The following is a 1,723-nucleotide window of genomic DNA, read 5'->3' as shown; positions in this document are numbered from 1 at the left end:
TTCTGGGACCGCGAAGGCCAGCACGACGACAAGACCACCTGCTGGATGCGCGTGGCCTCCAGTTGGGCCGCCGAAACCTTTGGCTCGATCAACATTCCGCGGGTCGGCATGGAAGTGCTGATCACCTTCCTCGAAGGCGATCCCGACCAGCCGCTGATCACCGGTTGCCTGTACCACGGCGCCAACCTGCCGCCGTACAAACTGCCGGACTTCAAGACCCTGGCCACGGTCAAGAGCAAGGAATACAAGGGCAGCCGCGCCAACGAACTGCGCATCGACGACACCACCAGCGAGATCAGCATCGCGCTGCGCAGTGATCACGGCGCGAGTGCGATCAACCTCGGTTACCTGACCCATCCGCGCCCGAGCGGCGGCCAGCCACGCGGCGAAGGTTTCGAACTGCGCACCGACCGCCACGGCGCGGTGCGTGCCGGTGCTGGCCTGCTGATCACCACCGAGCCGCGCCCGAACGAATCCAAACACCACAAGGACCTGCCGGAAACCGCCGAACGTCTGGCCACCGCCAGCGATCAGCAGGACGGTTTCGCCACGCAGGCCAAAGAGCTGCAAGCTCAAGAGGCGGGCGATCAGGACGACGTGGCCAAGGCGTTGCACGCGCAGCATCAAGGCGTACTCGGCTCGGGACCTGCAAACCTCACCGCCAACGAATTCCCCGAGTTCACCGAACCGCATCTGGTACTCGCCAGTCGCGCCGGCATCGCCCTGACCACACCGCGCTCCAGCCATATCGCCACCGGCGAACACCTGGCGCTGAGCAGCACCGGGCACACCAGTTTTTCCATCGGCAAACGCCTGCTGGCCAGCGCCAGTCGCGGCATGCGCCTGTTCGTGCAAAGCATGGGCTGGCGGCTGGTGGCAGCCTCCGGCGACATCGACGTCAAGGCGCTCAAGGACAGCATCAACCTGCTGGCCAAACTCAACATCACCGCCAACGCCGACCGCATCACCATCACCGCCAAGACCGAACTGGTGATCCAGGGCGGCGGCAGCGCCACGACCTACAACGCCGGCGGCATCACCCACGCCACCAGCGGCCCGTACACCGCCCACGCGGCGAACTTCGCCTACACCGGGGCGAAATCCCTGGCCGGCGTGTTCCCTGAACCGCCGAAACCGGGCAAGGGCAACCTCGAATTGTTCAACCAGTACGCGGGGCGTCAGGGCATCAAGGACGGCGATTACGAAGTCATCGATGCCTTGGGCAAAAGCATCAAGGGCAAGCTCGATGCCAAGGGCTTCGCCAGTGTTGCCGGCGCCGCACCGGGCCCGGCGCGGGTGCTGTTCGGCAAGGATCCGGCGGACACCTGGAGTGAAGGCAGCTACATCGGCAAGCCGGAATGGCCGTTGAGTCCACCGGGCGCGGAAGACGTGCCGAGTCAGGTGCAGGCGATGGTGGCGCAGGCGTTGCCGAGCAAGAACTGGGACATGTTGGAGAAGGGCAAGGAATTGGCACAGACAGGGATGGGTGCGATGCAAACCGCGCAGCAAGTGAAAGGTGTGATGCAGGGTGGGGTGGCCGGGTTGCCGAAGCTGGCGAGTGCGGCGATGCCGAGTGCGTCGGGGATTCTCGGGGCGGCGAGCAAGGCGGGCAAGTTGCCAACGCTTCCGGCTCCAACCCTGCCAAAAACTTCTATTAAAACCCCGGGCCTGCCGGCGGGTGAGATGCTGTCATGACCACTGAAACTGCTGTTGTGAAACGTGA

1 protein-coding gene is annotated in these 1,723 nt (G+C 64.7%); it reads left to right on the top strand.

Translation table 11 applies throughout. The annotated features are described in order from the left end of the window. Positions 1–1,695 (top strand): DUF2345 domain-containing protein (locus M5B44_RS28740; protein ID WP_248741299.1); only part of this gene is annotated, 1,695 nt, incomplete at its 5' end. Positions 1,696–1,723 lie beyond the last annotated feature (28 nt).

The organism is Pseudomonas sp. MWU12-2029, from assembly GCF_023242425.1.
GTDB lineage: Bacteria > Pseudomonadota > Gammaproteobacteria > Pseudomonadales > Pseudomonadaceae > Aquipseudomonas > Aquipseudomonas kribbensis.
The sequence above is the reverse complement of the archived record's forward strand: the minus strand, read 5'-3'. Positions and strand labels throughout refer to the sequence as shown.